The organism is Paraburkholderia sp. UCT31, assembly GCF_014397655.1.
In the GTDB taxonomy this organism is placed as follows: domain Bacteria; phylum Pseudomonadota; class Gammaproteobacteria; order Burkholderiales; family Burkholderiaceae; genus Paraburkholderia; species Paraburkholderia tuberum.
Window position 1 is genome coordinate 145,704 of the sequence record NZ_VZQP01000009.1, and the last position, 25,456, is coordinate 171,159.

The 25,456-nt window shown below is 61.4% G+C and carries 23 protein-coding genes; 14 read left to right on the forward strand and 9 right to left on the reverse strand.

Annotation, left to right across the window (positions count from 1 at the left end; all coding sequences use genetic code 11):
• Positions 1-81: 81 nt before the first annotated feature.
• From F6X40_RS10000 to F6X40_RS10020, 5 genes are read right to left on the reverse strand one after another with little or no spacing between them, the layout of a single operon-like run.
• Positions 82-1,122, reverse strand: a complete 1,041-nt coding sequence (locus F6X40_RS10000) for a DUF2399 domain-containing protein (RefSeq protein WP_187627663.1) — start codon at positions 1,120-1,122, stop codon at positions 82-84.
• Positions 1,122-5,465, reverse strand: coding sequence for a hypothetical protein (locus F6X40_RS10005; RefSeq protein WP_187627664.1), 4,344 nt, complete (start codon positions 5,463-5,465; stop codon positions 1,122-1,124). The genes F6X40_RS10000 and F6X40_RS10005 overlap by 1 nt, the downstream gene beginning before the upstream one ends.
• A gap of 12 nt (positions 5,466-5,477) precedes the next feature.
• Positions 5,478-6,209 carry a hypothetical protein gene (locus F6X40_RS10010; protein ID WP_187627665.1) on the reverse strand — a complete coding sequence of 244 codons (732 nt, stop codon included), beginning with the start codon at positions 6,207-6,209 and terminating at the stop codon, positions 5,478-5,480.
• Positions 6,206-7,663: a hypothetical protein gene (locus F6X40_RS10015; RefSeq protein WP_187627666.1), complete on the reverse strand. Its 1,458-nt coding sequence runs from the start codon at positions 7,661-7,663 to the stop codon at positions 6,206-6,208. The genes F6X40_RS10010 and F6X40_RS10015 overlap by 4 nt, the downstream gene beginning before the upstream one ends.
• A gap of 7 nt (positions 7,664-7,670) precedes the next feature.
• Positions 7,671-8,162 carry a nucleoside 2-deoxyribosyltransferase domain-containing protein gene (locus F6X40_RS10020; RefSeq protein ID WP_187627667.1) on the reverse strand — a complete coding sequence of 164 codons (492 nt, stop codon included), beginning with the start codon at positions 8,160-8,162 and terminating at the stop codon, positions 7,671-7,673.
• Between the two features lie 281 nt (positions 8,163-8,443).
• Here F6X40_RS10020 and F6X40_RS10025 point away from each other — a divergent pair, with 281 nt between their 5' ends.
• On the forward strand, positions 8,444-8,623 hold the full coding sequence (locus F6X40_RS10025; protein WP_187627668.1) for a hypothetical protein: 180 nt from the start codon (positions 8,444-8,446) through the stop codon (positions 8,621-8,623).
• Between the two features lie 147 nt (positions 8,624-8,770).
• On the opposite strand, the gene F6X40_RS10030 is transcribed toward F6X40_RS10025, so the two are convergent.
• Positions 8,771-9,736, reverse strand: coding sequence for a hypothetical protein (locus F6X40_RS10030; RefSeq protein ID WP_187627669.1), 966 nt, complete (start codon positions 9,734-9,736; stop codon positions 8,771-8,773).
• Between the two features lie 493 nt (positions 9,737-10,229).
• Between F6X40_RS10030 and F6X40_RS10035 the strand changes: the two genes are divergently transcribed.
• The 6 genes from F6X40_RS10035 (at position 10,230) to F6X40_RS10060 (ending at position 18,061) form a co-directional block, all read left to right on the forward strand.
• On the forward strand, positions 10,230-10,508 hold the full coding sequence (locus F6X40_RS10035; RefSeq protein WP_187627670.1) for a hypothetical protein: 279 nt from the start codon (positions 10,230-10,232) through the stop codon (positions 10,506-10,508).
• Between the two features lie 342 nt (positions 10,509-10,850).
• Positions 10,851-13,439, forward strand: a complete 2,589-nt coding sequence (locus tag F6X40_RS10040) for a hypothetical protein (protein WP_187627671.1) — start codon at positions 10,851-10,853, stop codon at positions 13,437-13,439.
• The gene (locus F6X40_RS10045; RefSeq protein ID WP_187627672.1) at positions 13,439-15,229 is read left to right on the forward strand and encodes a hypothetical protein; all 1,791 of its coding nucleotides are present in this window, start codon (positions 13,439-13,441) and stop codon (positions 15,227-15,229) included. Before F6X40_RS10040 ends, F6X40_RS10045 begins: the two co-directional genes overlap by 1 nt.
• 354 nt (positions 15,230-15,583) lie before the next feature.
• Positions 15,584-17,062 (forward strand): Fic family protein, encoded by a 1,479-nt coding sequence (locus tag F6X40_RS10050; protein ID WP_222946038.1) that lies wholly within the window; start codon positions 15,584-15,586, stop codon positions 17,060-17,062.
• Positions 17,059-17,340, forward strand: coding sequence for a hypothetical protein (locus F6X40_RS10055; RefSeq protein WP_187627673.1), 282 nt, complete (start codon positions 17,059-17,061; stop codon positions 17,338-17,340). Before F6X40_RS10050 ends, F6X40_RS10055 begins: the two co-directional genes overlap by 4 nt.
• 529 nt (positions 17,341-17,869) lie before the next feature.
• Positions 17,870-18,061, forward strand: a complete 192-nt coding sequence (locus F6X40_RS10060; protein WP_187627674.1) for a hypothetical protein — start codon at positions 17,870-17,872, stop codon at positions 18,059-18,061.
• A gap of 182 nt (positions 18,062-18,243) precedes the next feature.
• On the opposite strand, the gene F6X40_RS10065 is transcribed toward F6X40_RS10060, so the two are convergent.
• A complete protein-coding gene (locus F6X40_RS10065) occupies positions 18,244-18,720 on the reverse strand; it encodes a DUF6998 domain-containing protein (protein WP_187627675.1) in 477 nt (158 codons plus the stop codon).
• Between the two features lie 220 nt (positions 18,721-18,940).
• Between F6X40_RS10065 and F6X40_RS10070 the strand changes: the two genes are divergently transcribed.
• Positions 18,941-19,099 (forward strand): hypothetical protein, encoded by a 159-nt coding sequence (locus F6X40_RS10070; RefSeq protein WP_187627676.1) that lies wholly within the window; start codon positions 18,941-18,943, stop codon positions 19,097-19,099.
• 81 nt (positions 19,100-19,180) lie between these two features.
• On the opposite strand, the gene F6X40_RS10075 is transcribed toward F6X40_RS10070, so the two are convergent.
• Entirely contained in the window at positions 19,181-19,387 is a 207-nt protein-coding gene (locus F6X40_RS10075; protein ID WP_187627677.1) for a hypothetical protein, read from the reverse strand.
• A gap of 194 nt (positions 19,388-19,581) precedes the next feature.
• Here F6X40_RS10075 and F6X40_RS10080 point away from each other — a divergent pair, with 194 nt between their 5' ends.
• Positions 19,582-19,929 (forward strand): hypothetical protein, encoded by a 348-nt coding sequence (locus F6X40_RS10080; protein ID WP_187627678.1) that lies wholly within the window; start codon positions 19,582-19,584, stop codon positions 19,927-19,929.
• Positions 19,930-20,046: 117 nt separating this feature from the next.
• Here the strand turns inward: F6X40_RS10080 and F6X40_RS10085 are convergent, their stop codons facing one another.
• A complete protein-coding gene (locus tag F6X40_RS10085; RefSeq protein WP_187627679.1) occupies positions 20,047-20,373 on the reverse strand; it encodes a hypothetical protein in 327 nt (108 codons plus the stop codon).
• A 13-nt stretch (positions 20,374-20,386) separates the two neighbouring features.
• Between F6X40_RS10085 and F6X40_RS10090 the strand changes: the two genes are divergently transcribed.
• The 5 genes from F6X40_RS10090 to F6X40_RS10110 all read left to right on the forward strand — a co-directional run bounded on the left by F6X40_RS10090 (position 20,387) and on the right by F6X40_RS10110 (position 25,224).
• Positions 20,387-20,869: a hypothetical protein gene (locus F6X40_RS10090; RefSeq protein ID WP_187627680.1), complete on the forward strand. Its 483-nt coding sequence runs from the start codon at positions 20,387-20,389 to the stop codon at positions 20,867-20,869.
• A gap of 46 nt (positions 20,870-20,915) precedes the next feature.
• Positions 20,916-22,079 carry a hypothetical protein gene (locus F6X40_RS10095; protein ID WP_187627681.1) on the forward strand — a complete coding sequence of 388 codons (1,164 nt, stop codon included), beginning with the start codon at positions 20,916-20,918 and terminating at the stop codon, positions 22,077-22,079.
• A 196-nt stretch (positions 22,080-22,275) separates the two neighbouring features.
• A complete protein-coding gene (gene rdgC, locus F6X40_RS10100) occupies positions 22,276-23,184 on the forward strand; it encodes a recombination-associated protein RdgC (RefSeq protein WP_187627682.1) in 909 nt (302 codons plus the stop codon).
• Positions 23,185-23,257: 73 nt separating this feature from the next.
• A complete protein-coding gene (locus F6X40_RS10105; RefSeq protein ID WP_187627683.1) occupies positions 23,258-24,142 on the forward strand; it encodes a queuosine salvage family protein in 885 nt (294 codons plus the stop codon).
• A 113-nt stretch (positions 24,143-24,255) separates the two neighbouring features.
• Positions 24,256-25,224 carry a hypothetical protein gene (locus F6X40_RS10110; RefSeq protein ID WP_187627684.1) on the forward strand — a complete coding sequence of 323 codons (969 nt, stop codon included), beginning with the start codon at positions 24,256-24,258 and terminating at the stop codon, positions 25,222-25,224.
• Positions 25,225-25,456: the final 232 nt, after the last annotated feature.

Genomic DNA, 25,456 nt, shown 5'->3' on the forward strand with positions numbered 1-25,456 from the left:
ATGGCGCCGGCCATGTGTTCGACCCGAAGGCGAATGGACTGGGCGGTGACGAGAAGGAGAATGTCCGGCTCCTGGTTCAGGTCAGGCGGCTACCGCACTGGCGGCGGTAAGCGCTCGAAGGCGGTCAAGTGAGACGCTCTCCTGCGGAATCCAGTGGGCGCTTTCGAAGAGTTCGACGACCGCCGGCGCGAGCGACCTGAGCCACGCCAGCGGGTCACCGTTGTAGGCCTTCTTTTTCTCGGTCATTGGCCGGCGCACGCCGTCGCGAACCGCAATCTCATACAGCATCGCCGCTGGCCGCACGGCGGGGCCGCCCCGTTCCTGCAGGCGGGCGCTCAACTGGGTGGCGATTTCCACCCCCTTCGGGTCCAGGTCGCCGAAGTATTCGATGCACGAGGCGCCGGCCGCATCCGCCGCCTTGATGAGGCCGAGCGGCGCGTTGAGGATTGCATTGCCTACGCCGTACGCGACTGCTGCGTACACGCTGGCGCGGTGGTTCCACTGGACGCAGGACCAGTACGTGTGGTGGTTCTCAACGAGAAGGATGGGCGCACCGCGCGCAGCGAAGGATTTGTTGTCGATAACGAGGGGCGCTTCTGGTTCAAGCGCAGCAATCGCCGCGAGGTCGAGCTCGCCGAATAGCTTACCGGCAACCAGCACGCGGTCGAGCGCCTTCTCGTCGCCGAAAATCTGCAGCGACCGCTCCCGGTACGGAATGCATTCCTGCAGCTGGGCACGTTGCTCGATGAGGAACTGGTTGATGGTCGCAAGCTTTTTGAGCTGCGCGGGGTTCGTCTTCTTCGCGGCGAACGCGAGCTCAGGCACCCACACCACGTCCTTTGGCGCGGACTCGCGCGCTGCCGGCTGTTCCCGCGTGAGCATCACATACATCGGAAGCCGAGGGCTCCCGAGATTGTCGTAATGCTTCAGGTCCTTCGGCAGCCGCAGCTTCTGCGCGACCTCAAGGTTCTTCAACGCATGAAAGACCCGCGCACGGAAGTCACCTTCGCGCGCCCACTCCGGGTTGGCCAGCGCGAAGCCACGCAGATAATCGTCCTGCGTGACCCGCGCCTTCGGGCGTTGTGCAAGCCAGTCTTCGATGTTGGTCGGGGTGAGATGCATCATGCGGCTGCCCGTTCTTCCTGGTCGTACGTGAACTGATAGTCCGAAATCTGGACATGCAGACGGTTGGTCGCCGGATTCATCTTCGACTTGGCCAGACGGATGTGGCGCTTGAAGAGCGACAGCGGCTCATAGTCCTGCGCACCGGTGAATACCAGCAACTGCATGCCGACGGCATCCGCCAGACGCAAAATTGCGTCCCACATCTGGCGATTGGTCGCTTTCGACAACGGGTTGTCGAGAACCACCGGCATGCCCTCGGCGGTCTTGCTGTCTGCTCGCACTTCGTAGCGCAGCTTCGCCATCACGAAGTAGAGGAAGAGCGCAGTCGAGATGCTCTCGCCACCCGAGTGCGAAATCTTGGCCATTGGCACGTACCGCTGCGACTCGAGCGTCGTCATCTTCAGGAACTGGACGCCGAGATAGCCGTTCGCGAGCCGCATGATGGCTTGTGCCGCCAGCGCCGCGCCGCTCTGGGGAATGCGCTCGGGTTCAGCGGCCAGCTCCTCGAGGAACGGCCGCAGGTTGGTGTGGCGCTGCTCGGCGGTGAGGCGCACGACCGCCTGCGCGAACTTGAACACGGGCAGACCGCCGACCATCGGTGCGCCCTTGGGCAGCACGAGACCATTCACCGCCCGGTCAAGCAGACCCAGGCTCGTCTTGACCAGGCCGCCCAGCTCGAGGACAGCGCGGTCGAAGTCGCCTTCGAGCGACTCGATGTCGCTCACAAGCGCGTCGGTCCGATTCTTGATGGCAATCTCAAGGCGTGCGCAGTCCTCGGCAGCACGCTCGGCGGTGTTATCCCGCAGTGCCACTGCCAGCTGCAGGTCGACCTTCACGAAGCTCTCGTCGCGAGCGAGGCGTTGTACCTGGTCATACGTACGGCGCACGGCGAGCTCCGCCTGTCCGAGGAGGTCGTTCGCCTTGTTGACCTGCTGGCGAACCTTGCGGACTTCGGCGGCGAGCGCATTGATGTCGCCGAACCGGGTCATGTCCGCCTCCGCATCAACCGCCGCGCCACGCAACTCCGCTTCAAAGTTCTCTGCATGCTCGCCAAAACGCGTCGCGTCGGCCTGCGCCCGCTCAGCGCATGCCTGTGCCTCGTCTGCGCGCGCCTGCGCCGCTGCCTGGTCGTCGGCATGACCCTCAGCACGCGCCGCCGCTTCCTGGGCCTGTTGCTCGAGGTCGGCGTCACACCACTCTCGCGCCGCCACATCCTCAAAGTCAGGGAACCGTCGGGCTTTCACGAACGAAGCCAACTCGCCGGCGGCGACACGCTTTTCGCTGTTAGCGTCGGCGGCGCGGGATACGGCTTCGTCGCGCTCGCGCTTCGCATCAGTAAGCGCGCGGGTGAAGTCCGAATCGAGGAACGCTGCAACTTCGTGGGCAGGAAAGCGGGACTCCGGGTACCGTGCGCGGAGCTTCTCCGATTCGGAGGCTCGTTCTCGTTCGGCGCTCTCACGCGAGGCCAGGAGGTCGGCCGCTTTGCCATGGATTGCAAGGTTCAGCGTTTCGCGCGCGCTGGCGTCAGCCAGTTTGAGAGCATCGAGTGACTGAGGGTGTTTCGCCAGTTCGGTCGCAGCATCGAGGTCGGTCTGCGCGTCGCGAACGTTGGCGCTCGCATCCAGGAGAATGCGTGCCTGGTCGATGTGGACCAGTTGCTTTTCGCGCAGGGTATCGATGCTCTCTGCCAGTGACTGCTGCTGCGCCATCACCGCATCAAGGGCTTCGGTGTGTGTCGACGCTGCAAGCGCGGCCGCGTCGCGTTGCTGGACCCAGCCGGACATCGCCGCGTGCTCGCCGGCGACGCCAACGATTTCGCGCAGGAACGCATCAACCTGACGGCGCGATGTCTCGATGTCCCGGGACTGGCCACGCGCGGCGATTTCAGCGCTGCGGTGCTCCTGAGCCGAGGCGCGCAGGCGTGCGATTTCCGCTGTCTCGCGGTCGACGGCTTCGACGGCGGCGTTCAGGGCCGATTCCATTTCGGTCAGCTGCGCGCCGCCATACGTGGCCAGATATTGCTCGAGCTGCGCTTTCGCGCGACAGGCTTCCTCGTAGGCGTGGCGGGCCAGTTCAACCTGTTCCGAGGCCGAATCGATATTGGCGTCGAGAGCCTCGGCTTTTTGTTGGGCCTGCCCACGGTTGAACGCGCTGTCATCTGTCGGACCGACAACGTAGCGGGCGTCGGGCAGCTGCTGGACCGACAGTGAGTAGGCCGAGATGGTGACCGGGCGGGACAGCTTGAGCCCCTCGGTCGCGCGGCGCGCGGCATCGATGTCGCTGTCCAGAGCGATAGCCACGCCCAGATAGCGCGACGGGTCGCTCAGCACCAGCGCACGTGCTTCGTCAGCCGACGGAACCGTCTGCGACAGATAGTCGCCGTATGCCATTGCACCAGAGATGTTTGCCTGGACGAGCTTTTCGACGACTGCGTTGACGTTCGGGTCACGCGCCGCCAGTCCGGTGTCGGCGATATCGCGCCGAGCCTGATTCAGGTCGTGCAGCTCGCGTTCCGCGTCACGCAGAGCGGCGTAGAGGGCTGCAATGTAGGCATCGAGCGCCTCGGGCAGTGCTGCGTTGTCTGCGTCGGCACGAGGGGCCTTGGCGGCGCGGCAAAGCGCAGGCAGACCGGCAAGCCGTTCCTGTGTGTCACGGCCGGCGGCCACGCGCGTGCCCAGGTCGCGTTGCTGAGCTTCGGCGGAGGCTTTGCGCCCGGCAGCGCCTGATTCGAGCTGCTGGCTTTCTACCGCGCTAGCAGCATGGTCCTGAGCGCGAGCCTCGCACTCTTCAATTTCGCGCGAGAGCGCCTCGGCCGTAGCAACCAAACGTTCCTCGGCTTGCGCCGGGGTTTCGTCTGCGGATGCGAGCGCGCCCGACTTCACCAACCGGTCGATTCGAGCTTGCGCTTGACGCAACTGCGCCGTGAGGGTGCCGAGTTCGGTGTTCGCGGTCTCGCGCGCCGTGCGCAGGTCCTTTTCCTTCTCGCCAAGTTCGCGCTGTTTAGCACGGAGCTCATCGAGCTGGCGCCCTAGTGCGGCGGCTTCTTCTGTCTGGGCAGCACTTGCCTGACTTAGCGCCTCACGATACAGCGCGGCGGCGCGCCCGAGGGCGTCGCGCAACGGTGTGATTTCACGGTCGGTTTCTTCGATTAGCTTGTTGAGCGAATCGATGCGCGTCTGGACCGACTGAATTTTCGAGGTGATTTCGGCTGCTTCAATCAGCTCCACCCGGCGGCCGGCCGCGTCCTTCTGCGTATCAGCTGCACGCGCCGTTTCGGTTGCGCGGTCAAGCACACGGCTCGCGAGCACGTAGCCGTAAAACTCGGCGGCGCGCGACTGCTCTTGCGCCGCATTCGCGTGCTCGTCGGCAGCGCGCTGCTCATCACCTGCGAGCATCGAGTTGTCTTCGGCGACAGCACGGCGTTCGGCCTCACGGGCGCGCAGTGTGGCGACGGCAACGGCGACTTCGCTTTTGACGGCGGCGCGCTCATCAAACGCGGTGCGATGCGCGAGGGCCGCTTCGCTGAAAGGCTGGAACCGGGCCGCGAGCCGTTCCATCTGGGCGTGCGACTCCTTCAGGCTCTTGCGCGAGCCAAACTTGCGGCACAGGTCCGCAATGACGTCGCGCGCGCCCTCGGACGTTTCGGGGCTGAGCGTGCCGGCGAGAAACTTCTGCACGAAGTCCGTTTCGCTTTTGAAGTTCAGCAGCGTGTCGTCCTGCTGGCCTTCTGTGCGGTTCATTTCTACCTGCTGGCGGAACATGTCGACGTCGATGCCCTTGCCAATCAGGTTTTCCTTCCACTGTTGCTGCTGCTGGAAGTACTGGAAGTTGCCGGCATAATCCTTCTGGCAGGTCCCGAGCCATTTCAGGCAATCCTCGCGATTGCGAAGCGGCGTCTCGCCGAGGGTCGGTGCGGGCAGCTGGTCCAGAGAGAGGGTGTCGGTGGCGACAAACGAGAAAAAGAAGCGTTCGGCTTCCGCCGCGTCACCGGTGCCACGCATCACCACCAGCTGGCCCGTCACAAGGCGCTGGGCAGGGCCGCCGGCCACGCCGGGCAATGCCCACTCGAGCACCACGAAGCCCGGGGTGCCGTTCTTGTCGAAGTATTCCTCGAAGCGCTGTTTGTTCTTGCCCAGATACTGGAGGAAGCGGCTCTTGTCGGTATCGAGCGTGGAGAAGATAAGCGAGATGATGGTGGTCTTGCCGCCGCCGTTGGTCAGGTTGTAGACCGTATGCGTGGGCGCGCCGGTCACGAGGTCCGTGAACGGGATGAGCTGGCCGTCGTACCAGGCGCCCGGGGCACCCGTGTTTGCAACGTAGATTCGGGAGATTTTGTGCATGATGAGTCCGCTTTATTCGGCTACCGCGTCTTGGGGGTTGAGTGCTTCGCGCGCGGCGATGAAAAGTCGCTCGACGATGAGCTCGCGCAGCTGGACGGTCAGACGCCAGGTGGCCGTGTAGCGCGGCGCGCCGGCGGTGGTGTCCTGCGCGACCAGACCACTTTCGAGCAGCTGGCGCAGAACAAGCGCGACGAGGCCGGTGAGCGACGACGAATTCTGGCGTTGCAGCTCTGCGCGTGTTTCCGGCTTGACCAGCACCGAGTTCCAACCCGGCTCCAGCTCCGGCGAAATGCCTTCGAGGTCCTGCTCCGACTTGTGCTTGAGGGTCTGGCAGATGGAGCGCAGGGCGCTTACGACCATCTCATCGGAGATGCGCGGCGAGTGCCACGCGTCGTCGGCGAGATTCTCAGCGGTCGGATAAAAAAGCGCTGCGATGGCCGTGTAGGTCAGCACGTGAAGCGCCTTTTCCTCGCGCTTCATGCCTGATTTGATGTCGCCGATGTTGATGGCGAACATGCTATCGGCGTTTGCTGGCACGACCGCGATGCCGCGCGGCGTCACTGACAGGACCCTCAGTTGCATCCCGTTGGCAAACTCTTCCACCATATCGCGGAAGTCCCGCTCGGCCTCGTAGAGCGCGAGCAGGCGTTTGTAGTGCGGGTCGGTCACAGTAGGGGAAATGCGCTGCAGGCCTTTGTACAGCAGTTCGCCGGCGTGGAGCGGGGTTGGGCGCAACTCAGTCATTGTTTTTTCGACGTAAAGATGAGGCGCGAGCCTCGTGCAAAGGGGATATCAAACCGGCCTTCGGCTCGCACAGTCACCGGCAGTGTGGATTCATCCTCGGCCAGTGCGCGGTAGCAGGTAAATGTCATGTGCTGGCGCGCTTCTTCGGAAAGGCCCTCGTCCTCGGCCGCGTTGAGCAGCTGCTCGATATCGCAGAGGGGGTGTTCGGCAAAGAAGCGCTCGAGGAAACGGTCGCCCGCGTCGATGTCTTCCTGTGAGAACTTCGGCGCGAAGGTCGGCACCTCGACGAGCTGCGGCGGCCCAGCGTCGACGACCGGCGCAACTTCCTGTCGCTGACATAGCAGGTCTATGACGTGCGCGAGATGGAACGCCTTGTTCCGTTTCACTGCGGCGAACACATGCAGTTCGTTGTCGGCAATGTCCGCCAACTGGCCCACGGGAAGGTTGAGCAGCGAGGGCAACACGGTGTCCTCGATGTCCGGGAGAATCTGGCGAGAGCGCGCGCGGAAGAGCGAGTTATTGGCCTCCCGGAATTTCTCGCCCGCGCTGACCACGACGCGCAGCAGGTTCTGATGCAGCGCGTTCTCGCGCTCGACCATTTCCTTCAGGCGCAGCATGCGGTCGCGCGTGCTCGCGTCGAAGGTGTCACGCAGCCGCTGAGTCAGAAGCTCAATGAGTCGCTGCTCATCGGCCTGCCGGCTATCAATGTGGGTGCGCGACTGGGTGAGAACCGGCTGCACGTCCTGCTCGAAGTTGAGCGTGTCCGGGCGGCGTTGCGCGCTACGGAGCCGCTCCTTGAGCTGCGCCTGGTAGCGGCCGGCCTGATGGAAGGCCTGCTTGGAAACCTCAAGCGCCTTGTCCACGTGCCCGCGACTGACCAGCTCAGCCAGCATCTTTTGCATGAGCACCTGCATGTCCTCGGCGCCCAGGTCCAGCATGCCGAGGTAGACAAGCTGCCCCTCGTCGGTGACCGAGTAGCGCGGCACATCATCGTCGCCCCGGCCGTATTGCAGCAGGGAGAAAGCGTGGCGGCACATCTCCCCGGCTTCGGCATCGAAGTACTCGTACTCGAAGCGCACAGAGCGATTCGGCATGTTGTGAAGCGTCTCGACCACTTCGGACGCAACTTTCTTGGCCAGTTCGTCGCTCAGCGCCGGTTTCATGCGCTGGACGTCGACACACAGGAAGTCGACCAGTTCCGCGTGTGTCGGCCCAGAACCGAAAGCGCAGTCGGACATGACCTTGTCCAGCAGCGCGAGCGCCAGATAGCTGGTGTCCAGCCCTGTGAAGGGCGTTTCGCCATCGACGCCACGGCGAGTGCGAAGCGCAAGCTCGAAGACCGGGCGCATCAGCAACAGATTCTTGAGCTGGCGGGAGAGGTTCAGCCGAGCATGCGAGCCGTCCGCCGGCGCGGGAGCTTCGTCGAGGGCAGGGAGCGGGGGGGATGCAGACATGCGTTGGTTACCCTCGAAGCTTCGCAGCGGAACTCACCGCGCCGCCGAACTTGCCATTCGCGCGGCGAACCGCTTCCTCCAGGGTTGCCGTGAGCGAGTGGACCACGGGGGCATGATGGCGTTCAGCCAGCTTGTGGAGGTACGTCATCTTTGGCGCGTCGTGGGGGTAGCCGAGCACCACCTTGCCCGTCGCAATCATGTAACCGAATTCGACGTTGGTCGTGAAAGCAGGGAACACGGCGAGGTCGCGAGGAACCCAGACCACCACCACAGTCGCGCGGTTCAGCGCTTCCCACTCCCAGTGAATCTGCGCGTCGTAAGTTGCTTGCGACGTGTATGAGGCATTCTCGGGGACGAGCACCTCGCCGTCGAATCCGAGCTCCTTGTCGAGCATCTCGATAGCCCCCGGGCGCCAGGACGGCGTGTTCGCGTCACGCGGGGTCGGTCCGGCGAGGAAAATGGACTTCTCAAACGGCTCTAGAGCGAAATGAACTTTCACGGGGCGGTTGCTTTGTAAAGGTGTTGTCCTGAATGCACGAAAAGCCGCGCAGTACAAGGCGAAACTTTACATTACCGTCCGCGTTTATACAAATGCTTTTTATATGTGACTGTTTTGTAAAGCGGCACTCTCCCGGGTCCCGGGTCCGACGAGCAGGGCGTCCAGCAGCGGCGCGGGCGGGCGCCAGCTACTGTCGGTGCTACACTCACGCTGGACTTTACAAAGGAGCGTTCATGCGCCGAAGACCCGACAACTAGTTTCCCTTAACCTGGAGACTGAATATGTCACGATTTATCGAGGAGCCGACGCGCAAGCTCAACAGGCTCAAGCGCCGGATGCCGACGAAAGGCCGGTTCTGGTGCTGGCGCTGCGACCACAACGTGGTCGGCCGCAACGAGCGCTGCAGCGTGTGCGGATACGTCCACACGCCGGGGCTGCTCCACCGGCGAGAAATACCCTAACGGACCACGCCCCTCACCTAGCGAGTTCTGCCCCGTGCTTAGCGTGTTGATGAGGGGCCTCTGATTCGACTATGATGCCCCGCAGGTCAAGGACTTGCGGGGCATCATCATCAGTGCCGAACCGATATGACAGGCCGTTGAGATGGACTAGGCGCCCACGAAAAGCTTGGTGCCTGTCTGGGAGACCAGTATTCCGCCTGTCACCGGGTCCCCGTTGTGAATGCTCTGCAGGTCCGATTCGAACGCGACCACGGCGACCCTTGCCGCCTGCGCGACCTCCAGAAGTAACTGTACCTCGGGCGTCAGGTATAGGTTGATATCGTCCACGACCAACAGAAAGGGCGGCTCATCAGTCTCTCTGTTCTGGGCTGCCCGCTTTGCGATTGCGAAGAACAGGTCTGAAACAAACATCCGGCCAAGCGCGATGGCCGCTGCATCCCTCCCCATGAGGGGCAATACCATAAAGAGCCCAAGGTTCTGCCGCAAAACGTCGTCCAGTGACACCTCCGGGCGAGCGACATCGAGCACCTCTCCGAACTTTCCATTCGCGAATAGCCGAAGCTGTGCCGCAACCCGTTGAAGCGCATCGCTTGAGTCCGACGGAATCGCATCAGCCACCCGGGAAAAGGTGAGCTCGCCTTCCTCCTGTTGAACGGCCTGAACGAAGTTCTCGAGTGACTTCTTCTCGACGTCCGTGAGTTGCACGGCGTTGGCACGCCCCGTGACGTACCGCGTGTGCAGTAGCCGGGTGACGCTCGAAGAAGGGGCCCCGGACTGGAGGGGATTATAGGTGTGGCTTGTCTGCGGATGGTCGACGTTCACCACCCGGAAGTCGTCGCCCCTGTCGCCAATCTTCATGAGGTGGGCAAGCTTGTCCCCCATCTCCCGGTCCGGGAAGCCATGGAGCACAATGAAACCCCCACCTCGAGCAATTTGCTGGGCGACAAGACGGGGTATTAGATAATCGGATTCGCTCTTTTTACCAACGACCAGCGTGTGCCGGCGCAGCGCTTCCTCGTCAAGATAGATGGGGCCTGCCGTTCCTTCTCCGATACAGAGGCCCCGTGCACTGTCGTATGCAGTGTCGTGTGAGCTTTTTACTTTTGAAATCACGGCGTACCTTTAATGAGACAGTTCAACAAGTCACGTATAGGAAGGTCCCCACGTTGCCTATTGATGTAACGCTTCTGCGCGACCCTTGCGGTCTGACGGATTCGCCGAAATTCCAGTCGCGGTGCGAGCGCTGCGACCGCAATGTGGTCGGCCGCAACGAACGCTGTGGCGTGTGCGGATACGTTCACACCCCGGGGCTGCTGAGATACCCTGATGTACGAAACCGCCCTCCGACGGGCTTTTTCAGCCTGACAGCACGGGGCACGCCTTTAGCCTCGAGACTTAGAGTCTTTCGCTGGGCAACGGTCGGACCGAGGTATCTCGTGTTGTACCGCGCAGCGTCACCCTAACAAATGAATGACGTGCCTAGACTGTTTGCAGATGCAACCCAGCAGTTCACTACAAGCACAGGACAGTCATGAGAATTCTGAACACGTTGAAGCAGGCCTTGGCGGCCGCGACCACCGGCACATGGACTTCGTCGGAACGGACAGTGGAAGTCGACAAGCGCGCGATTGCGACGTTTGACCCAGGCTACTCGCTGATAAATGGCGAAATGATAAACACCGGCAATGGCAACGCCGCCTTCGTTGCCCTCGCGCACGAACACATGCGGGCGCTGCTCGCGTGCGCGGAGGGCCTGGCCGACGCGATGCCCGGCATTGAGGCTTACGCTAACAGCCTGACGAACGAGAACTATCGCACCATGTGGTTCACCCAGCTTGCGAAATACAAGGCTGCGCTGCAGGCGCTCGACGCGTCGGCTGAATAAGACCCGAAAAGCACCGTTTGGTAGATGATTCGAAGAGCCCTGTGGTCGATGACCGCAGAGGCTCTTTTTCTATGCAAGGACCCTTTTGGACCAGGCCATCTGTCGGCGCCCGACGAATCACCAGCCGGCGATTGGCTTCCCTTCCGCACGCCCACGGTCCCGCAGGCGCCGGTCAGCGTACCCGTGCCTGCGACCAGAGAGTCATGTGTTGCGCCGAGCTTTTCGCAAAGGGGTGACAAGCCCGTAGAGCCGGCCAAATCGACTCTTTTTGACCCCTTTCGTATAAAATCTCACGGGACATAAGAACTCGAAGCAGCTTACGGGGGTTTCATGCAGCCGCGATTGACAGACCTGCTCAAGGCCGTAAGACCTGAGCGCGCTCTCTTTACCACCTTTACACTGAGCCTCAACTGGTTCGAATCGTTCTGCCTTCCTCTGCTGAAGCTCGAAGGTTGTGAGCACATTGACCTGCTCGTCGACTCGCGGGAAGCTTGCAAACTCAGTGCCGAGACTTCCAGCGCGTATGCCGGCAACACGTACCGGGTCATGCCGGTCTACATGAACAACTCGGGGATTTTTCATCCGAAGGTCGCGTACCTGCAGGGCACGGACGACGATACGCTGGTGGTAGGCAGCGGCAACCTCACGGCGCCAGGGCAGGGCGGAAACCTTGAGGTCATCGATGCGGTGAACGCTGCGGACCATCCTCACGTCTTCGAGCAATTCGCGACTTTCCTCGACCTCTTCGCGAAACGGCCGGGCCTCGCGGAGGACACGCTGGCGGTCTTGCGCACTTATGCGCTTCGCGCGCGGTACGCGGCGGCGCGAGCGAGTGAAGAGGTCCGCGCCGCCGCACCTACCGCGTGGCTCATTCACACGCTGGTCGACCCGGCCCACATCCAACTCGGGAAGTTGGTCGAGGACGAACTGGACAATCCCTCCCAACTCACTATCTTTTCTCCGTACCATACCGGCTCGGGTAAGGCGGTGGCTGCCGTAACCGACGCCTGTGGGGTCATCCGCACCCGCATCGGTCTTCAGCCCGAACGCTCGCCTGAGTCGGGCGAGCTTATTCTCGTTGCACCCTTTCAACCGGATGCCCGGTATCTGCCGAAGAACCACGGCTTCGTCACTGCCGAAACAACCTTCGCGCCGCGCCGGCTACATGCCAAGTGCTTTGAGGTGTTGGGCAGCTCTGGGTGCGTGGTCATGACGGGTTCTGTGAATGCGACGTGGCAGAGCCTTTGCGACACGCGTAACGTGGAAATTTCGCTGGCCCGGAAACTCGAGCACTCACCGTTTTCGTGGAAAGCGGCTAAGCCCGACGTGGCGGTGCCGTGCGAATACGCGGCGCAAGACTACAGCGGACCGGCCGTCGCCTTGCAGGCGTCGTGGAACGAAGAGGAGATTACGGGGACGATTGCGCCCGCGCCGGAGGCGGGGCAAGTGCGGCTGGAGGTCTGGTCGAGGCTGAAAATGGAGTTTCCCGTCGACGCGGTAGTGCTGAACGCAGATGGCACCTTCCGCGTAAAGACCGCTCAAACATGCGACACGGTCCGCGCGCTGCGGCTCAAGGTCCTTCGTCACGACGAAGTGCTCGCAATCGGTTGGCTCAACGTGGAGCGCGAGCTGGCATGTCCCGCCTACGAGCGCGACGTCTCGCGCGCCGCCGCCAGCATCGTCGCGGGCAAACCCAAGGAGGGCGACCTCCGGCGAATTCTGGACTATTTCAAGCGCATCCTGCGCAGAGAACGTGCACTCGCGGAGCAGGCAACGGCGCAAGCAGCATCGACGGCTTCGGTTGATGTCGGCAAACGCGCGGATGCCTGGACTAAAACAGACCAGGAGCGGCTTGGTGTTACCCCAGGTACGGCGGAGCAGGTGCTCGCCGCTGCGTTCGCAACGCTGCGCGAGCGAGCGCGGCAGCCAACGGAGGGCGCGGGTAGCACGCCGGCCGAATTCGACCCGGCTCACGGCGATGATGAAGCCGCGAGACCGGCCGGAGGGCAGCAGCAAGGACGCAAGCCCCCGCAAAGGAAGCGCCGACCAGTCGATGACCCGTTCAGCGAAATGCTGAAGACGCTGCCCGCTATTCTTGCCGTGAACGCGACTGGGCCGTGGATGTCGGGACTCATTTCACGTAGTGCCGGCGCGCTGCTCCATCAAGTCCCGCGTGAAGCCGAAGACCCGGACGCGGACGGCCCGCTCGCGGGCGATGAAGAGCGTGTCGTGTTCGGGCGCGCGCTTCGTCAGTGGGTCGGCATGTACAGCCAGTTTGCATACAGCGCGGAGAACAGGACCCGGCTGCTTCCGCTCGTCTGCGCCGTCGCCGGCTGCGCGATTGTTTTCGGCGGCACGGAGGTTAGCGTTCCACGCCTGAAGGAAAATCTCGAGACGCTCGCCCAGCGGCCGATTCTTGACCATGAGCTGCTCGACTGGGTCGACGATGCACTTGGCACGCCGCCTTTCGCGACGCTGGACCCAGGTGAACGAAGCCTCGCTCTTGAGGCGGCGCTCACGCTCGGCTCCTCGGGTACCACGCAACAGGACCTGGAGGCGCTTGTCCTGGCCGTCATGACCGGCGCGGCGGCAGAGCCGGGCGGTCCGGAGGACGCCCGTTTCGAACGGTATGCAGGCGTCAGGAAAGTTCTGGCGGACTTGTGGACAATACGCGAACGTACGGGCAAGGGCCGTGTCTTTGGGGTTATCAGCGCGGCGGTCAAACCGCTCACGCGGAGAACCCGGTGTCCGGCCTGCGATACCCCGCTGGAAAGCCGGGACATGATTGCGCGCCTCCAGCGCGACGGCGCCTCGCTGCACGATGGCGGCTGCAACATGCCGGTCTTCGTCGGTCTGTCTTGGAAGGTTCTTGCGGCCGCGCAGGTGCCCAGAACCGCATATGACTATGAAGGGCCTCGGGAGGCCGCGTAATGTTCGACTTTCCTCAATATGTGCCTTTGCCGAAGACGAGCAGAAGCGCCGACCCGCTCGGTCTGCAGTCCTCTAACATGGCGCGTTATCGCAGCGTCTTTTCCGGTATGAACAACGGGGTGCGGTACATCCGCGTCTACTCGGCAATCTGCTGGATGGTGAAACAGGTGTGGCTATCGCTTCCGGAGGACAGTGACGACGACGAGGTGAAGGCCGCGTTCGAAGCAGGGCTACCGAAAATCCAGCTCCTGCTGGTTTGGGGAAACAAGCGATGGGGTACGTCTTTGCCCGGCACTGACCGCAAATGGCCGGAAGAGACTGACGACGGGATGTTGACGTACGCCGAGAGGCCAACGGCGGCAGCCTACGAGGCGCAGGAAGACGAAGACGGGGATGCAAAAAACGGCACCACCTTGCTGGCTTCTGACTGGTACCTACCGAGCGCCACGTGGGGCTTCGGGTTTCTTGACCGGCATGAGCGGCTTGACTCGGCCTTCCGCCTCACGGCGGGAGGTGAAAGGCTGGCTGACGCCTATCAGGCACTCCTGGATGACCTTGTCGCACGTGCAAAGCTGAAACGGGCGCAAGTGGAGTGGCTGCGCTCGCGGCAGGAACTGACAATCAACGCGGCCGGAGTCGAGCAACTGCGGGAGGTGCTTAGACTCGACGCGCCGACAAGGCTCGAGCAGGAGCGTTTCGTCGCCCAGTTTTATCCCCTCGACCCGGATGCAGGTTTTCCAGCGCTTTTTTCGGCCCGTTGTCGGGCACTCACGCTTGCGCTGCGCGCAATAGCGGTAGAAGAGGAAGCGGCCACCATGCCCGGACAGTTTGTGCCGGTCGAGCGGATTCGCCACACGATGGCGCGGGGACGGGCAACCAACGGCAAAAAGCTCGTTCTCGAAGACCTCGGCGATACGCCATGCACCTGGCAAAACCTGCAGGTCAGGCAATACATGAAGCTCGCGCTGGAAACGCTGTTTCGCGCAAGCCAACATGAGATACACCATGCGGTCGTAAAGGGCTACTCGGTCGACAGCGCCGGACACCGCACAGCGCGGCCCCGCGACATCGAGTCGATAGCGGCGCGGGTTGGGGCACTCGCGCAAGCAAGTCCGACGTGGGTGGGTCATCAAACAGTTGGGCAAAGGCTCGCGGCCATCGACGATGAGCGCGGCGATGCTCCTTCGCTCTATTGCGCTGGTGCAACCAACCCCCGGCTCGACATCGACGGGAAATTTGCGGAACTCGAACGGCTCCGTCGCTTTACGACGACGACCGGAAACGTCAGGGAGGCGGTCGGCGGCGCGCTGTTCGCATTGCTTTGGTGTGCGAGCGAGGCGCGGCTCATGGCATGCGACAGCCTGGATGGCGACCGCCTGACGTTACAGGAACTGCGCGAGTTCACGGTGGCGCACGCAAACGACTCGGTCGAAGCATACGTCGCCACGCTGGTTCGGGACTACGTCATTAACCAGCATTTCGAGGTTGTCCGGGACCGCACGGAGGACGATATCAACGCAAGAAAGCCTCCAAAGGACCGGAACCGGATTGTGGTGGGCGATGAGGGACTCGAGCTGAACCTGTCAGGCAGCGAAGTCCTGTCGACCGTCCCCGTGTTGTCGGACACGCTCCTGCACGCACTCTATCTGTCGGCACAAGCGGGCCTCATCACACAGGAGCGCGATAAGGATGCGTTCAAGCTAACCACCCTGGGACGCCGCCGCGCGATGCAGCCAGTGACGCTCGGGGATAGGACGGCCGCTTTCAACGCGGCGCCCGTAGCCGCCTAGGAGTCCGTTACTGCACGGCTCGGCAGACTCACCCTGCGGTAGGCTCGGGCACACCGAGTGAAACTCCGGTAACAGGGTGCGGGAGAGGGGCGGCCGTCCGTGGCGCGTCAAACGCGGCTGAGGCGGCCGCAACCGCTTATGCGCCGCTAAATCTAAAATACACGACTATAGTTGGGGCTTCGTACAATAAATCCGACAAACCTTGGCTGATTAGGGCGCGCAGCTCAAAAAATCCGACGAGCTCGCTTGGCGCGCTATCGGTTCGCGACGCTCCCCTAACAAAAATGACAAATGCCCGCCTGTAATTCGAACAACAGCGACACTTCACCTCTGAGCATGCACGGAACTCGAAAAATGACGACAGGTGACGAGTCCCTGCTGCTTTACGCGGAGTTATTCCCGGCCGAGATTCGCTCGGTGCAGCGCCGGGTGCGCGAAGGCACATTGAAGCGCATCGCGCCCGGTGTAGTCACCGGCCTGCCCGAAGAAGCGTGGCCGTCGCTGATAGCTCGTGAGCGCATTCGAGTGCTGGCCGCCCTCTACCCGAAGGCGGTCATTGGCCCCCGCAGCGCCTTTTATGGGGGTGCGCCCAACGAAGGAGTGATGTACCTGTCTTACACCTATTCAAAGAGGGTAGCGCTCCCCGGTTTGACTGTCCAACTACTTGACGGGCACGGCCCCGCTCAAGGCGATGCTCCCATGATGGGACGCGAGCTGTATTTCCCGTCCATGCCTCGGGTGTTGCTCGAGAACCTCACCGTCTCACGTGGGAAGTTCAAGAAGTCCGTTGGGCAAGCGGCGGTAGAACAGCGCCTCATAGAGACGTATGAAGCGCGCGGTGAGGAAGCGCTGGGCGCGCTTCGAGACCAAGCACGCGTGCTGGCCCCAACACTCGGCCTCGAACGGGAGTTCGCAATACTCGACGGCCTCATCGGCGGCGTCCTGGGCACCAGAAAGTCCGCGATGTTGACCGCAGCCGGAAAGGCATTGGTAGCGGCGATTCCCCACGACGCCAACCGACTGGCGCTGTTTGAAAAGCTCGCCGAGGAACTGCGCTCCGTGCCGTTAAAGCAACCAGCGGCAGTCGCAGAGAGTGAGCAGGGCCGTCTTCACGCTGCTTTTCTGGAGTCATACTTCAGCAACTTCATTGAAGGCACGGAGTTCGGTATCGAAGAAGCTAGAGGTTTCGTTCTGGAGGGCAAGCCCATCACAGCGCGACCTAAGGACTCTCACGACCTCATCGGGGTGTTTCGCCAGGCGCTAAATCCCGGGTGGGCGAACCAGACCCTCAGCTTCGGGGAACCCGTTCTGAACCAGCTTCGCGACCGACACGCGGACCAGATGAAGGAGAGGCCGGAGGTTGGGCCGGGGGAATTCAAGGCCCAGGCCAATCGAGCGGGGAGTATCGAGTTCGTGGTTCCCCGCTTGGTGCGGGGCACCTTGGTCGAAGGCTCGAAGTTGCTGCCGACTGTGCCTCCAGGAACCGCCAGAGCCCTCTTTGCGATGTTTCTCGTCTCCGAGGTTCATCCCTTTGCCGATGGCAACGGGCGGCTGGCGCGACTTGTGATGAATGCCGAACTCTCAGTTGTCGACAGCTGTCGGATTATCGTACCAACGCTGTTTCAAGAGGAATACCTCGACTGCCTTCGCGTTCTGACACGGGAGGGCAATCCGAAACCCTTTCTTAGTGCAATGCAGAGAATTCACGAATGGACGGCTGCTTTCGACTACGAGGACCTCGACAAAGTCATAGCGGACATGAGAGCGTGTAACGCATTCGAAAAGTCGCGCACCTTCCACAAGTTGCTGTTCCCTGCAAAGGACCTTTTGTGAACGACCGAACCCTTGCTGACCTGCAGGTCAACTCGTACCTGCTGGACGAAACAGACGTTTTCCGCCCCATCCTGCTGGAGCGCGTGAGTGCGCGAGGCGGCAGCTTTTCGTGGAAGGTCTCCCGGGCGAATGACGTGCTCAACCGCGACGGGGAATGGGAATGGGAGCCTTCTCCGAGCGGCCGAACGGCGGAGTTCCTCGCGCGATGCCGATTTGGTTCCGCTGAGGACGCTTTGGCGTTCTACGAGTCGTGGCGCGCGCGGGTGAACTCTGATTGACGACTTGGCCGAACGGGCAAGACTGCTCGGGCTGTCGCGGAAGGACCGCGCTAAAGAGAAAGGCCCGCGTTGCGGGCCTTTGTGCCTTTCGGCGGATAAAGCACATCATTGCGTTTTTCGACGCGTGCCTTTCGGCGAACCATCGGGACCGAGTCCTCTTACCCAGCGATTGCTGGACCGGCTCACAAGCTTACGCAAGGAGAGGTGGGCGACCTTCTCACTTCTTTCGGCTGGGAGAGGTCCATTGCAAACATGTAGCGCCTTGAGTTTAGCCACTGCGACGCCTTTCTTCGGAGAAGGCACGGTCGCTCACGTTCCGCGCTCCTCGGTTTCCCTGACCAGTCGTCCTGGCGGCTAGGCCGCTTCCGAGACGGGCGGCGCGGGGCGGCGCAGTCGATTAGCTTCCGCTGGGGAACGTTTGCCGTTCTACGAGTTGTGGCGGGCGAGGAACCCTCACGATTGAACGTGTTCGCTACACCCTCGACAGGTCACTACTTGGCGAACGGCAACTTTCTAGAAGAGGCAAACAATGTCAAATGAAATTAAACGCATGTGGATTAATCAGCCTTCCACGCTGCAACCCTTCCACGCATTGCACGGAACAAACGTACTGGCCACGCGCGAGTATGGCGACACTTGGCGGATTTATTTTCTGTCCGGGTCTGTTATCAGCCAGCAAATCAGCGCTTTGGCACTGAGCGAGGGATGGCGCAACGCTTAACGCAATTAAGGCCGACACAGATGCCGGCAGAGCCGCAGCGCCGATAGAAGACATTTACCGGCCGCATCACTGGGCCGTCCGTCAGTTTGGCGACGCAAGGGTCGTCAAGACGGCAAGGATGTAAAGAGCGTTGTCTAGCGTTATTCGAAGCGAGTCCTTTTCGGACTCGCTTTTTTCATCAGTTATGCCGCTTCCGAAACAGGCGTCGCGGGTCGGCGCGGGATGCGCTGGTCGTCCGGAATTTTTGCAGACAGGCCTCTCAGGACCGATACAGGGAAACTGAGCAAATCTTCGCCGATACCCTTCCGGTGGCTGTATCTCTCGAAAATCGGCGCGCCGGGGCCGTTGTAGATTTCCTCGAATGTGCCGTCCTCCCGAAGCTGAAAGCCGAGGTAGTAGTCCGGGACGCTTCCGAAGGTCAAGCTGTTCTGGAAGGTGGCTTTCACCTGAACGAGTCGGCCGTCGGAGCAGACACCGTCATGCTTTTCGCGTGAGGTGTCGTCAATTTGCAAGTCATACTCGAGCGCTGCAATCACTTCGCCAATATGGCCGACCAGAAGCCCGTCGATGGTGAAGCTGCGATTGGGAAACGCCAGCCTAAGCTCCCGGATACCTTGGAAAATTTTGGCGAGTGCGGTGCGAATGGAAGCATGGGACATTCAGGTCTCTCCCGGATGTGGTCGTGCCAATTATTCCCCACAGGAGCCTCGTTCACAATGTGTTCGAGGGAATGCCCTAGTTTGTGTTTGCCAGGCGCCCATCAGGACGGCCCCTTATATCACGGAGGAGGCGGCCGAGTGCCTATACTTCTTCTCTCGCACACAGCGTCGCGAAGGATAACCAGGACAAACGTATCGTACCCACACAAGGACACGGCTTATGAAGTCAAGAGATATCAAGGACAGGCTGAGCGCCATCTTCAAAAAGGCGGGCCTCAAGGACGACAAAATCCCGGATTTTGGTCCGGATGATGACGGCGAAGCGTTCTTCGTCTTGCAGCGTCCCTACGCGTTGCCGAACCCTTTCACGCTGCACTAACTCGGCAGCCTTTGATTGAAAAGCCCGTATCGCTCGATACGGGCTTTCTTTTTGTAAAGTGTGCTGAAGGGGCGCGCCGCGTTATTGGAGAACGCGCGGCGTCATCAAAAGCACATCCAGGTCGCGAGCGACCATCTTCCACAGAAAGTCCTTTTCCGGTTCGCGCTCTCGAAGCGCGTCCAGTGTAACGCGCGCCCGTGCGCCCATCTCGTTGCGGGGAAGGGCGGGAAGTTCTGGTCCAAATACAGCCTTCAGCGCTTTGGTTTCGTCTTCGGTGTAGTGGCTCATGATTTTTCCGCTGGGGTTTATTCGACATTTTAGCTTTCTTCGCGCAAAGGCTCAAGAGTGACTATACGCGTTAAGGTCACATTCCTGACCGAGTGAGCAAGGGGCTCACATCGCGTAAACGGCTGCGCTTAAATCTTGCGCAGCTTGTCTGCGCGCCGTGCCATACCCGAGGCTTACTGGGTGAGGAAATCATCATGAAACAAAACGCTCAACAATGTTCGCGTAACTCCAACGTCGTCAAGAATTTTGGCAAGGGCAGCCAGCCCATCGCGAAGACGCTTCATCTTTCTGTGGAGCAATGCGATTGTCTCGCAGCGCAAGCTCAACGAGGTGGTGCAAGCGCCATCGAAGTGCTGGAGGTCATCACGGACTTGGAAAAGCAGGGATACCGCCTTGGCAAGTTCTGGTCGGATTTGAGGGGTATCGCGTTTCACCGCCTGGGTATTGTCGTTGACCCGGCGCTGCTCGAATCTGAGCATGAGGCTGCACTCCGGTTGGATGAACAGCTTACCGCAGCTCGTTTGCGGCATGACTTGTTTTAAACTGCTTCACGTTTATTCCCAAAGCGAACCCTCTCCCGGGTTCGCTTTTTTTTCTCCCCTCGCAGCGGCGACGCCCAAAGAAAACAGGCTCCCAGATAACCTTGGGAAGCCTGTGAATTAAGGTGATGCGTGGTGTTCAAAGCGCCCGGGTGAACTCAGGAGCTTGCGTTTATCCCTGCGCAACAAGGTGCGAACCTTCACCATGCGCGCGCTTTCTCGACTTCCATCGTCTTCAACAAATCCTGCCCACAGAACCTGGCCGTCTGCTGCCAATCGCATTCTCTTTGGGCGCTCGCCGTCAAACGCTTCGAGGCAGATGTTGCCATTCTCGAGGATGCCGTAGGCGGTGTGGCTTTTCCAGCCCGAGCCAAATACCTTTACAAGGCTGTAGGAATTTTTGTAGAAAAACTGACGGAGGCGCTTTGTCTCAGGCGAAATCGCCATAACGAGGCTCCTTATGTATGTCCTATCCCGGTATAGCCAACAACGCGCCGCGCGCAACTGGCGAGACTTTCGCTATGTTCTTCAGCGGAGCGCCGAAGTCTTGCGCTATCCGCACTTGCTCAACCTTACCGCGCTAAACCCGAATATGCCAAAGCCTTCTCAATCAGAGCCTAACGTCTGCGCGTATGACGGTCAGAGTTTCCCGAGCGACGCGGGCTATGTGCGCCACGTCCTCAATCTCGCTTCGACCGACTTTGCTTTTCGAGCCTACGCGCGGGCCAGCATCTCCCGCATCGAGGAGGGCCTGCGCAACGCCCCCGACGCGTCTGAGCGGGCGGCGCTTCGCGACCATCGTGACCCGGATGCCGACTCCATCGAGCGAATAGCTCGAACTCTTCGGCGCCCGCCCTCAGAGAAGGTCAGAGAGGTCTACCGCGCGCTCGCAGCAGCGCAGCCGGGCGCGCCATCGGCAGAAAGCCAACCCGGCGACAGCTAAATAGACACGATACACACAACATTCAGGCTTCTTTTTCGCAGGGCACATGGCCGCCGCATCTTATCTCAAGCCTTTCGTCGTAGCCGCCGCCTTCGTTGTCGCGGGCGGCGGGATGTATTGGGCCTCAAGGTTTTTGCCGGACGTTGGCTTAGACTCGCCTACGGGTGCGTCCAGCCGGCCGCAAGCCAACATTAGTGCTGCGGCTCCGCCCTCGGCTGCTTCCAAGCGGGAGCAAGGGGCGGCTACCGCTGCTTCGAGCAAGCCCGAAGACCTGGTCGCTGCGCTGCGCGGGGCTGGCGCGACCGACATCTACCCCGTTCTGAATGGGTTCGTGGCTGTTATTCCCGGCTCAGCGATGCCGCTGGCTTTTATCTCCGTCGAGAACGAGGGCGACCACCCCGTTCCAACTATGCTACGTGTCGCGCCGCACGCCGTGAGCCCGTGGACTCCCGCCGACAAGCCATACAACCTGCCAACGACTGAGGGTCACCCCGGCTACTATGACATCTACTGCGTGCATGGCGAGCGAGGTAGTGTCGTTGCCACGAACGACCCGCGTGTGTCAGCTGTGGCCGCGCCGGACTACTCGGCGCTCGTTTCCTTGCAGGGGCCGGACGGTCCGCGAGCCATCAGCGGAGCTGTCGCTGCAAGGCTGCTGGAACCGTTTGACCGGGTGCGGCGCGCGAACTCGGGAGACGCCGAGCTGGTCAGACTCGTCGACGAACTCAAGAGCGGGGCATCGGCCGCCTCGTGCCTGAGCGCGCCGCCAACCGCATTGGTGCTCCCGTGGGGCCTTGCTCGAGGCGCGCGAGTGGAAGATGTGCAGGACCTGTCGCTTCCCGGGGTCAAGTGGAAAGAATCGACCGGTGCAGACGGCAGCAGGGCACTGCAGTCTACCGATGCAGGGGCTGGCACAGAAGTGACGGTCTCCTTCTCGCCTACTGGACGTCTCGCGCACATCACGAATACGCTTTATGCCCCGCTTTCGGCGCTTGCAAAGGTGACCGCCACGAAGGTGGACGAACGCACAACACAGTTCGGCCAGCCTTCACATGCCTATGTGCAGCTGCGGGGCGGCTTGCCGATTGGCACGTTCTCATGGACTTGGCCCAACGGTGATGCGATGCAACTGTCGACAGGCTGCAAAAGCCCGACAGCGTGTGTCGTCACGCAAGACACCGTGTTTGCAACGGACGCCCCGGGTTCCTGACGCTTTACAATCGCTAACCGGACCTTTACAAAAACGGTGAGACGGGCTTATCATTGCGCGTCATCCCGTGTGGCCAGTGGGCGCCTGTCCAGTTGCGGTCTTTGCGGGGATGCGAGGGCAACAAATCGAAACGATGACCGGGCGTTGTACCGGGATTCGTGCTACCAGGTCAATTTACAAAAGATAAGGACGCGCTATGGCGGCCAAGTTGTGGTTTAAGAATCTCTCCTGCTTTGCTCTTGCCAGCTTTCCGGCGCTCAGCACCGAAGACCTGAACGAATTGCTGGAGAAGGAGCAATTCCACCCCTGCGGCGAGCTTGACCGTGAGCAGCACGGCTTCGTCCGCGCGTATGACCAGGACATGTTCGTCCGTAAGGCCGGCGACGCGTTCTGGGTGCAGGTCAAATCCGAGCACAAGCTGCTGCCGGGCAACGTGGTGAAGCGCCTGCTGCAGGAGCGCGTCGAGCAGATTCAGGCGAAAGAAAGCCGCCGTGTTGGCAAGAAGGAAAAGAAAGACCTGAAGGAAATGCTGATTGAAGAGCTGCTGCCGAAGGCGCTCACCGCTCAATCGACGGTCACCGCCCTGATTGACCCGAAGGCTGGTTACCTGTTCGTCGACACTGCAGGCGCGAAGAAGGCCGAGGGCGTCGTTTCGCTCCTGCTGCGCGCGGTGGCGGGCATCGACATGGCGCGCATGAACTTCGACAACTCGCTCGCCGGCAAGATGGCGGACCTGCTGCTCGCCGAAGAAAACGAAACGGCATTCACGACTGACAGCGCGCTTGTGCTGAAGGGTCCGGGCACGCCCGCGTCGACCGTGCGCTTCGCGAAATTCAACCTTCACGAACCGGAAGTCGCGGCCCACCTGACGGCCGGTTTGCGGCCCACCTCGATGGAGCTCACGTTCAACGACCGCATCAACTTCACGTTGACCGAGCCGTTCGGCATTCGCAAGCTCAACTTCCTCGAACTGGTTCAGGAAGATTTGGGCGCCGCAGATGGGGGCAACGAGGACGAGCTTATCGACAGCACGCTCACGATTCAGGTCATGGAACTGCGAGAACTCGTACGCGGCTTGACCGACTGGCTGTCTGACGCGCAGTAATCCGTTGTGCCGGTCGAGGGCGGCGCGCGCTGCCCTCGACGCGATTCCGCTCCATGGACCGCGACACCTTCTCATGACCCGCGAAGACCTCATCCAGCGCATCGCGCTCCTGCACGACGCGACCCTCGTCGAAATCAACCATGATGCCATCGGAGCGCTGAACGCGGACTTCTCGACGTTCTACCTCCCGAGCGCCGGTGTTCCCTTCGAGGTCCGGGACCCGGTGATGGCGGCGCGCTATCTGATAGCGCAAACGGCGCTTCAGTACCGTTTCTGGGATGGCTCTGGGGCAGCGTTCCGCCGCTATTCTCTCGGTGGGCAAGTAGGCACGAGAGGGATGGAACTCGGCTTCAGCCGGGCGTGGGGCATGGATTCCTCTGAGGGTCCGGGTATTTTCGACTGTGCACGCAGCGTTGAAGCCGTGGAGTCCTTCTTCGGGGACATTCCGGACGCCCCGTCGCGCAAAGAGATTCTCGCCGGGGTCCTGCTCTCCGGCTCATTGCAGGACGTCGTCAGCCAGCTCGACCATGCAATTCGCAGCGGCGAGGCGACGGTGAGGGAAGCCCAACTGCTCGCGGATGCGTTTCCCGTTGCCTACGGCGACCCGTTCCTCAAAAAGGCCTTGCTCGCGGTCAGTCTGCTGGGGGCTCAGTATCGGGCAGCGGGCGTTTCGGTGTCTCAAGACCTCCTTTGTTTTGCGGACTACCAGTTGCCGAGCGTCCTGCGGCATCTGGGCGTGCTCGAATACGCACCTTCGTTGGCTGTGTCGGTTGGTAGCCGGCAACTTCTCGCCAGAGGCGGGTCGGAGGAAAACTCGATTCGGGCCGCCACTGTCGTCGCTTGCGAAGCCATTGCGCAGCGCTTCAAAGTCTCAGCAGCGGAGGTGGACTGGTTCCTCTGGCGCCAACGCAAGGCGCCAACGGCGCCATTCCATCTCACGACGACAACGGCGTACTGAGAGAGGCCGTGACGGGTCGCATCTTGCCGGGCCGGGCACAGTCCAGAACCGCTGTTCTCTCGCGTCCTGGTAGATGTCCAGGGGCGATATAAATTAACCGTGGAAAAACTTCAGTGAACAAAGCATTTGCGGGTTTAGCGCTCACGTGCGCTGCCTTTTTTGCGTCGACAGCACATGCCGTTGGAGGGCTGACGCCTCTCGCGGAAGCCCTGCCGCCGAGTTCCAGCACCGCGAACGGCGACCTTGTTGACGACATTTTGCTTGCGGTGAAGGCCGGCGGCGTTGGCGCGCATCGCGCGCCCAAGGACCTCGTTGCGCTGCCCGGCTATTCCGACAAGCTGTTTGGAGCTTTCGCGGGACTCCCGGCAGAGAAGACGCAAGTGAGTGAGTTCGCCGCTTGCGACGGCACGCCGGTGTACCTGTATCGCGTTTCCAAGGGCCATGTTCCAGACGATGACTGGGAGGCCACTGACATTGGCTGGAGGGCCGTTGACCTCGCGCAGCTCGCGAAGAAAGACTCTCGAGCCTTGCTGTACGTCCGAAAGGCTGACTTGCCGGGGGAACTCGCGCATACAGGACTCACACTCTATTCAGACTTTTTGAAATCGGACCCGCGCGCCGCTGTCGAGCGCAGTCAGCTTAATCTCAGGATAGGCTTGTTGCAGGACGCCACTATTCCGCAATCCGAGGTTACCCGTTGCGAAAAGCTGGACCCCCGCGCCCGACTATTTCCGGATTCGCTTGTCGTCGCCGCGCGCGCCGGAGCGTTGTCGCTACTGAAGGACGAGACTGGGGATGCATGGCGCCCGATGCGCGCGCATCGCTCGCAGGACCTCACTCTCGAGACGGCGCGGCCGCTTACGTCTCTGCGCGCCGCCCGGACACTCTTTGAAAAAGGGCTTCAGGCTCGTATTGCAGGTGGCGCGCAGCCTGCAGCGGTGTCGAGAATGTCGATACTGAAGGGGGACCGCACCACGGTTTCATACTGTTTTGCGGTTTTCAAATTCAAGGACGGACGCACTGAGTTCCTTTTCATGACCTATCGTCAAGGCTCGGCTGTCCTCACATGGACAGTGTCCTAAAACTTCAAGACAAGACAATGCAGCGTCTAATCATGCTGTATGTAAGGCGGGTCCGGGTCGCCGCGCGGCATCAATGCGGTGAAAGCGTGATGACCACCGAGGAGGATGCATCAGGCAATTACCGCCGTGTAAGGCGAGACACGCTGTATTGCGCCGACCGAAGCCTTTTCATTGACATCCGGGGTTTGGGCGAACACACCCGGACCCAACTGATGACGGGCGCGATGACCAG